Below are 7671 nucleotides of genomic sequence, written 5' to 3'. Positions count from 1 at the left end.
CCGCCGACCAATGACGAAAACCGACTTCGGGGGTGTTATTTGTTGCGTCTTGACGACCTGGACCGTCGAATCGTTGCGCGGCTCCTGGAGGACGGGCGCGCCTCGTACGCGCAGATCGGGGACAAGGTCGGGCTGTCGGCCCCGGCGGTGAAACGGCGGGTCGACCGGCTGCGCGCGGACGGTGTGATCAACGGCTTCGCGGCGGTCGTCGACCCGGCCGCGCTCGGCTGGACGACCGAGGCGTTCATCGAGATCTTCTGCACCGGCGCGACGTCCCCGGAGCAGATCTACTCCAGCGTGCGCGGCCACCCGGAGGTCGTCGCGGCGTACACGATCAGCGGGGACGCCAGCGCGCTCGTGCACGTGCGGGCGCGCGACATCCAGCATCTGGAGCAGGCCCTCGAACGGCTGCGCCGGGAGGACAACATCACCGCGACCAAGACGGCGATCGTGCTGTCCCGGCTGATCGGCCGGCCGACCGACGCGCCGTCCGGCGGTCCGGTTACCGAGCAGTAGGCTGCCGTCATGGACTTCGCGACCGCTGACCTCATCGACGACTTCGGGGCCGAGCTGCGCAGCTGCGAGACCCAGTTCCGGCAGTACGGCGGCCGGACGGCGTTCGCCGGCCCGGTCTCGACCGTGCGCTGCCACCGCGACAACGGCCTGGTGAAGAAGCTGCTCAACACGCCGGGCGGGGGCCGGGTGCTGGTCGTGGACGGGGCCGGCTCGCTGGCGTCCGCGCTGATGGGCGACATGATCGCGGCGGCGGCGGTGGCGAACGGCTGGTCCGGCGTGGTGATCAACGGCGCGGTGCGGGACGTGGCGGCGCTGCGCGCGCTGGACCTCGGCGCGAAGGCGCTCGGCTCGAACCCGCGCAAGAGCGCCAAGGACGGCGCCGGCGAGGTGGACGTCCCGGTGTCGTTCGGCGGTGTGGAGTTCCGCCCCGGCGACTGGCTCTACAGCGACGAGGACGGCATCGTGGTCGCGGAGCGCGAACTTCCGCGCTGACCTGCGCGCATCGCGCGACATGACACGCTATTCGGTACAAGATCGGCTAAATCGGCCCTAGCCGGTCGGAACCGTGTGGTCTTTCCTGCTCTCAGCAACCACCAGAGGTAGGGGAGACATGCGCGTCAAACAGATGCTGCTGGTACCCGCTTCGGCGCTGCTGCTGGTCGCGGGGCTCGCCGCCGCCCCGGCCGCCGCGCAGGCGAAGCCGCCGATCCCGGACGAGACCGCGAACCCCTGGCAGATGCGGCACTGGCCGCAGACGCAGCCGTGGCAGCGCGAGCAGCCGTCCGCCCGCACGTTCGCGGCGGGCGCCCCGCGCCCCATCGACCCGCAGAACTACGAGCTTCCCGACACGATGACCTGGGACGACTACAAGCGCATCCCCGGCACGTCGTGGGCGGACCCGTCCCGCAAGGGGTCGGTGGAGAACTTTGACGTCGCCATCGTCCTCGTCGACTACCCGAACCAGCCGTTCGAGGTCACGCAGCCGCAGAACTCCTCCATCTTCGGCAACCCGGTGAAGGTCGGCGACGTCCCGCGCGAAGGGGTCGCGAAGTTCTACCAGGACCTGCTCAACAGGCCGCAGGAACTGAACCACGGCCACACCCTCCACGAGTACTGGATGGAGGACTCCGGCGGCCGGTACGGGGTCGACCTCACCGGGTTCGGCGCCTACCGGATGCCCGCCAAGGACCACGAGTACGGTGTCGACCGCATGCAGGGCGGCACCGGCTGCCCCGCCGGCGACACGTGCAACCGCGACCTGCGGGCCGACGCCCGCGCCGCGTGGGTCGCCGACGTCGGCGAGGAGACCGCGAAGAAGTACGACTTCGTGTTCTTCCTCAGCGCCGGGCAGGACGAGTCGTCCACCTGGCAGGAGTTCGGCGAGATGAAGTTCACCGCCAAGGAGGACGTCCCGCCCGAGTGGGGTCCGGGTGACCCGGGCCTGACGAACTGGGTGAAGACCCGGTACGTCCCGTGGACGTCCTGGCAGGCGGGCTCCACGCTCTGGCCGAACGCCATCTTCGGCGTCTCGTCCACCCAGGCGGAGAGCTCCGGCATGTCGGTGTACGCCCACGAGTTCAGCCACATCCTGGGCATCGGCGACAACTACAACAACCCGTACAGCGACCCGCCGCGCCGCGCCTACAGCGGCCCGTGGGACATGCTGAGCCGCGGCACGTTCAACGGGCCGGGCGGCCCGCACAGCCGCTGGACGATCCCCGCGACGGGCGGCGGCTCCATGGGCGCTCAGCACATGCTCCGCAACAAGATGAAGCTCGGCATGGTGAACCCCGGCAACGTGCTGCAGCTCAGCCGGGAGGCGCTCGCCTCGTCCGGCATGGTCGTCGCGCAGGTGACGGCGCGGGCGGTCGACCCCGGGAAGAACGGCCTCGCCGGCATCAACGTGAAGCTCGGCGCGGGCGGCGACAAGAGCCCCGGCTGCGACACCGGCACGGACCCGCTCTGCGACGACGGCGGTTACGACAACTACACCCTCGAGGTCGTCGACCGGATGGGCACCGACTCCTTCACCCCCGACTCCGGCGTGCTGCTGGCGAAGACGAAGGACGAGGACGACGCCCCGTTCATCTGGGTCAAGGACGCCAACCCGCAGGACATCGACAAGGTCGACTTCGTCCGCCCGGACGGCACCCCGGTGAAGATGACGATCGGCGACTACCGGCAGCTGTCGGACGCCCTGTACCACGCGGGCACCGGCTCCGGCAGCGAGTACGAGTACGTGGACGAGGCCAACCGGCTGCACTTCTACGTCCTGAACCTGAAGCGCGACCGGCGCGGCGTCCTGTCCTACACGGTCGCGGTCGGCTCGCTCGACGGCGCCGGCCCGCAGCGGCGCGGCGTGAAGGTCGACTCGGGCCGCGCCCGGCCGGCCGGCGCCGGCTGGACGAAGTGCACGCTGACGCTCCGCAACACCGGCCGCGGCGGCGCCGGCCGCCACGGCTCGGACGTGTTCCGGCTGAAGGCGGACGTGACCGGCGACGGCTGGACGACGTGGCTGCCGAACGAGCTGGCCACCGCGCGGGCGGGCGGCCGGACCGGCGTCGAGGTGTGGGCGAAGCCCGGCCCCGGCGCGTCCCGGCACGCGCGGCTGCGGCTGACCGGGACCTCGGAGAGCGACCCGTCGAAGTCGGACTCGGGGACCTGCGCGCTGCGCTGATCCCCTGAGCGGGACGGCCCCGGCGGCGGGGCCGTCCCGCCCCTGCGCGCGCGGCGGCGTAAATAGAAATTGCCCATTGCGAAAGGTGCGGCCGCCTTTACCCCGACCCGGACGCGGCAACGTTGCGGAACGTGATGATCATGCAACGCACGGCGACCGGGACGGGGTTGGCGGCCGTCGCCGCTCTGGTGGCCGGTGGCCCGACGGTCGCACTGGCAGCCGCCGTACCCGCCTCCCAGGCGGCTTCCCCGACGACGACGGCGGCTGCGGCCACCGCGAAGGCCACGGCCGCTCTCGATCCCCGCGACTTCGAGCTGCGCCGGGGCTCCTCCCTCGTCGCGCCGATCCTGGCGCTCGACCGCAGGCTGCGCAGCACCGGCGTGGACGGAGTGATCCGATCGTCCGGGCAGCAGAAGCTGGGCCGCGGCTGCGGCGGCCCGGCCGGGGTGCCCGCGGGCTCGCTCGTGTACTGCTTCAACCGGGCCGACACCGCGACGAAGGCGTGGGTTCCGCAGGGCGTCACGACGGCGTCGGACGCGTCCGCCGCTGAGCGGTCACCGGGCGGCGGCAGGCCGATCCTGGTGTCGTGGCACAACGGCGGCAAGGTCAGGGTCACCTTCGTCAACCCCGACCGGCGCACCTACCGGCACGTCCTGCTCGTCGAACCGGCGATGCGGGGCGGGCGCGCCACGTTCAGCGACGTCGGCATCCACGCCGGCGGGATCGCCTGGTACGGCGACACCCTGTACGTGGCCGACACCCGCCACGGCCTGCGCATGTTCGACATGCGCCGGATCTACGACCTGAGCAAGAGCGGGGCGGGCTCCACCGGCCACGCGGGCCGGGTCGGGCTGCACAACGGCAAGTACTACGGGCACGGGTTCCGCTATGTCCTCCCGCAGTCGGGCAGCTGGCGGTTCGCCCGCGGCAAGGTCGGCCGCACGTGCCGGGGTTCCGGCCCGCCGCGCATGTCGTGGATCTCCGTCGACCGCACCGACCTGCCGCACGTCCTCGCCGGGGGCGAGTACTGCCGCCCGAACTGGGCGCGGGGACGGGTGGTGACCTGGCGGCTGGAGGCGCTCGCCGGCGGCGGGAACGTCCGCCCCACCGGCGGAGCTGAGCTGCCCGCCGACCGGATCCAGGGCGCCGTCAGGACGAACGGCCGCTGGTGGTTCTCGCAGAGCCGCGGGCACGAGCGCGGCCGGCTGCTCACGGCCCGCTACACCGGCTCCGGCTGGGGCAGGGTGCAGCGCTACGCGTCCTCCCGCGGCCCCGAGGACCTGTCCTGCCAGCGCGGCGCGCACCGCATCTGGACGGTCGCGGAGTACGCCGCCAAGCGCGCGCTGTGGAGCTTCGGCGCCGACTCCTGCGCCTGACCGGGTCACGCGTTCACCGACGTACGGGCCCGCGCGGCGTCCTTGACGGGGCGCCGCCGGGCCTGGCCCAGCGCGACCGCACCCAGCGCGGCGATGCCCAGCGCCGCACCGATCCAGGCCGTGGCCGGGTAGCCCATCCCTGCGTCGAGCGCGAGGCCGCCGAGCCAGGGCCCGACGGTGATGCCGATGTTGAACGCCACCACGTTCCCGGCGGCCACCAGTGTCGCCGCACCGTCCACCATCCCGAATGCCCGCGTGTTCAGTGTCGGATTCGTGGCGAACCCGACGAACCCCAGCAGGAACACCAGAGCCACCACCGGGACGGGGGACTCCGCCGTCAGCGCCAGCAACACGGACACGACCGTGAGCCCCGCGAACCCCGCGTACAGGGTCGGGACGGCCCGCGTGTCGGCGGTCCGCCCGCCGGCCGTGATCCCGATGAGCGCGCCGACGCCGTAGAGGGCGAGGACGCCGGGCACCCATGCCTCCGCGATCCCCGTCGTCTCCGTCAGCAGCGCGCCGAGGTAGCCGAACGTGACGAGGAGCCCGCTCGTCGCCAGCGCGGTCGTCCCGTACAGCAGCCACAGCCGGGGGACGGCCACCGCGCGCAGCTCGGCCAGGACGCGGGGCGCCGCGCTGCCCGTGCGGCCGGCGGGGATCGTCGCGGCCACCCCGGCCATCGCGGCCGCCGACATCGCCGCCACCGCCCAGAACGCCGCCCGCCAGCCGAGGTGCTGGCCGATCATCGTCCCGGCGGGCAGCCCCACGATCGCCGCGACCGTGAGCCCGCCCGCGACGACCCCCATCGCCCTGCCGCGCGCGTTCTGCGGGACGAGCGCGACCGCCGTCGCCGCCGCCACCGCCCAGAACCCGGCGTAGACGAAGGCGCCCACGATCCGCATCGCGAACAGGAGCCAATAGCCGGGGGCCAGGGCGCTGACAACGTGCGTCAGGACGAACACCGCGAGGAACGCCAGCATCGTCCGCCGGTGCGGCCACCGCAGCGTCAGCACCGCCAGGACAGGGGCGCCGGCCAGCATCCCGATCGCGAACGCGGAGATCAGCAACCCCGCGTCGGGCACCGACACCCCGAGGTCGGTGGCCATCTCCGGCAGCAGGCCCGCGAGCATCAGCTCCGACGTCCCCTGGGCGAAGATCGCCATCCCCAGCACGTACACGGCCAGTGGCATCGCTGCCCCTCTCGCAGTTTTAGATAGATCAGTACAAAACAAGGACGGAAGAAAGGGCGGCCCGGAGCCGCCCTCGTCTCAGATGGAGTTCATGGCCGTGTCGGCGATGCTCCGCAGCGTCGCCCGGTCGGCGCCGCCGCGCGCGGCGACCTGGATGCCGCTCACCGTCGCGATCACGAAGTGCGTCAGCGCCGCCGCGTCCCGGTCCCGGTCGAGCTCGCCGGTGCGGATGCCGTCCTCGATGCCGGACTTCAGCAGCTCGAAGCGGCGCCGCCGGTCCCGGTCGAGCCGCTCGGCGATGTCGGGGTCGTGCGGCCCGAGCTCGACCGTCGCGTTCACGACCAGGCACCCGGCCGGGTCGCCGGCGTCCGGCTCGACGGCCCACTCCAGCACCGTCCGCAGCTTCTCGCGCACGGGCTTGGCGCCGTCCTCCATCAGTTCGGCGAGGCGGCCCGTCCGGTGGTGCATGTAGTGCGCCAGCGCTTTGACGTACAGGTCGCGCTTGCTGGCGAACGTGTTGTAGATGCTGCTGCGTCCGAGGCCGGTCGCCTCGCACAGCTCCTGCGTGGAGGTCGCCTCGTAGCCGTCCGCCCAGAAGGCCAGCATGGCCGCCTGGACGGCCCGCTCTTCCTCGAACTTCCTCGGCCGCCCCATGCCCGTAGGCTAACACTTTATGTATCGGTCGGTCCAATATCGTTCAGAGGACGGACGCGACCTGGACGAACCGGCTCTCGTACCCCTGGCTGAGCACCCCGCGCCCGGGGACGCGCTCGGCCGGCGTGGGCCCGCCCATCAGCAGGGCCGCGCACACCTGCGGGTGGAGCTCGTCGAGCAGCGAATCGAGCCCGCCGGACCGCCTCCGCTCCGTGCGGGCGACGACGAGGTGGAGGCGCCCCCCGCCGAGGTGCGGCCCGAGCGGCTGGAACAGCCCATGGTCCAGCAGGCCCTGGTCGTCCACGAGCAGGTAGAACTCCTCCGCGGGCGACCTCTCCAGGCGCCCGAGGAGCCTGTCGATCAGTGACCGGACCTGCGACGACGTGGCGGCGTACTCACCGGAGGAGATGCGGGGCCGGCCCGGCAGCCGGAAGTCCATGTCGTTCAGCCCGCCGCTCGGATCGATGACGTACGGTTCCTCCCCGCCGGCGCTGAGGGCGTCGAAGACGAGGTACAGCACGTTGGTCTTGCCGGAGCCGGGCGGGCCGACCACGGTGAAGTGCGGCACCTCCCGGAAATCGAGCACGGCCGGGGCCTCGGTGCCGTACTCGACGCCGATGGGGATGCGCCCGTGCGACGCCATCGCGAGTTCGCCGCGCGGCAGGTACGCCGGCAGCGGGGACACGTGCCCGCCCCACTCCACCGGAGCGATCATGCTGAACCGGTCGGCGGTGGCGGGCGGCAGCAGGGTGAGCACGGCGCGCATGGCCGGAACCCGCCCGCACAGGATGATCAGCGGGTCGTCGTCCCGCACGGCCAGGTTGACGATCTCCTTGAGGACCGCCTCGCTCGTCGGGCCGTTCTCGGCGCTCACCAGGGCGTCCGCGTCCCGCACGAGCAGCACCCCGCCCACGGGCTCATGGGCGAGCCAAGAGCCGGGCGTGTCACGGTCGCCCGAGTCCTGCCCCACCAGCAGGCGCCAGGACGTCGTGGTCACGCGCCCGTGCGGCAGACCGTGCCGGGCGGCGAGCTGTTCGCCGCACCACTCCGCGGCCGCCAGCTTCTCCGGCCCGTAAGGGCCGCAGAACACCAGATGGCCGCCCCCGAGAGCGCCGCCGAGCAGTGCCTTGATCGATTCGCCGGGCTCCTGCGCGGCCGGGGGCTCCGCCTCGCCGGCACGGTTGCGGGACGTCCGCGCCTCGGCGGGGGGCGGGACGCGTTCGCGCGTCCGGCGGACGAAGTCCTCGACGGCGGGCTG

7 protein-coding genes are annotated in these 7671 nt (G+C 72.6%); 4 read left to right on the top strand and 3 right to left on the bottom strand.

Annotation, left to right across the window (positions count from 1 at the left end):
* Nucleotides 1–42 precede the first annotated feature (42 nt).
* From ETD96_RS36970 to ETD96_RS36955, 4 genes are all read left to right on the top strand, one after another.
* On the top strand, nt 43–516 hold the full coding sequence (locus tag ETD96_RS36970; RefSeq protein WP_138641159.1) for an Lrp/AsnC family transcriptional regulator: 474 nt from the start codon (nt 43–45) through the stop codon (nt 514–516).
* Nucleotides 517–525: 9 nt separating this feature from the next.
* Nucleotides 526–1008 (top strand): ribonuclease E activity regulator RraA, encoded by a 483-nt coding sequence (gene rraA / locus ETD96_RS36965; protein ID WP_138641158.1) that lies wholly within the window; start codon nt 526–528, stop codon nt 1006–1008.
* A 118-nt stretch (nt 1009–1126) separates the two neighbouring features.
* A complete protein-coding gene (locus tag ETD96_RS36960; protein ID WP_171069402.1) occupies nt 1127–3193 on the top strand; it encodes a M6 family metalloprotease domain-containing protein in 2067 nt (688 codons plus the stop codon).
* 140 nt (nt 3194–3333) lie between these two features.
* Entirely contained in the window at nt 3334–4569 is a 1236-nt protein-coding gene (locus tag ETD96_RS36955; RefSeq protein ID WP_138641157.1) for a hypothetical protein, read from the top strand.
* Nucleotides 4570–4574: 5 nt separating this feature from the next.
* Here the strand turns inward: ETD96_RS36955 and ETD96_RS36950 are convergent, their stop codons facing one another.
* The 3 genes from ETD96_RS36950 to ETD96_RS45320 form a co-directional block, all read right to left on the bottom strand.
* A complete protein-coding gene (locus ETD96_RS36950) occupies nt 4575–5759 on the bottom strand; it encodes a Cmx/CmrA family chloramphenicol efflux MFS transporter (RefSeq protein ID WP_138641156.1) in 1185 nt (394 codons plus the stop codon).
* Nucleotides 5760–5837: 78 nt separating this feature from the next.
* Entirely contained in the window at nt 5838–6413 is a 576-nt protein-coding gene (locus ETD96_RS36945; protein WP_138641155.1) for a TetR/AcrR family transcriptional regulator, read from the bottom strand.
* Nucleotides 6414–6456: 43 nt separating this feature from the next.
* A partial coding sequence (locus ETD96_RS45320) for a hypothetical protein (RefSeq protein ID WP_205719631.1) occupies nt 6457–7671 on the bottom strand: 1215 nt, incomplete at its 5' end.

Origin of the sequence: Actinomadura geliboluensis, assembly GCF_005889745.1 — a bacterium.
In the GTDB taxonomy this organism is placed as follows: Bacteria; Actinomycetota; Actinomycetes; order Streptosporangiales; family Streptosporangiaceae; genus Spirillospora; species Spirillospora geliboluensis.
The sequence above is the reverse complement of the archived record's forward strand: the minus strand, read 5'-3'. Positions and strand labels throughout refer to the sequence as shown.

What these genes read in the sequence shown, in the direction of transcription:
- rraA (WP_138641158.1), top strand. Translation starts at nt 526, where the DNA reads ATGGACTTCGCGACCGCTGACCTCATCGACGACTTCGGGGCCGAGCTG.
- ETD96_RS36960 (WP_171069402.1), top strand. Translation starts at nt 1,127, where the DNA reads ATGCGCGTCAAACAGATGCTGCTGGTACCCGCTTCGGCGCTGCTGCTG.
- ETD96_RS36955 (WP_138641157.1), top strand. Translation starts at nt 3,334, where the DNA reads ATGCAACGCACGGCGACCGGGACGGGGTTGGCGGCCGTCGCCGCTCTG.
- ETD96_RS36950 (WP_138641156.1), bottom strand. Translation starts at nt 5,759, where the DNA reads ATGCCACTGGCCGTGTACGTGCTGGGGATGGCGATCTTCGCCCAGGGG.
- ETD96_RS36945 (WP_138641155.1), bottom strand. Translation starts at nt 6,413, where the DNA reads ATGGGGCGGCCGAGGAAGTTCGAGGAAGAGCGGGCCGTCCAGGCGGCC.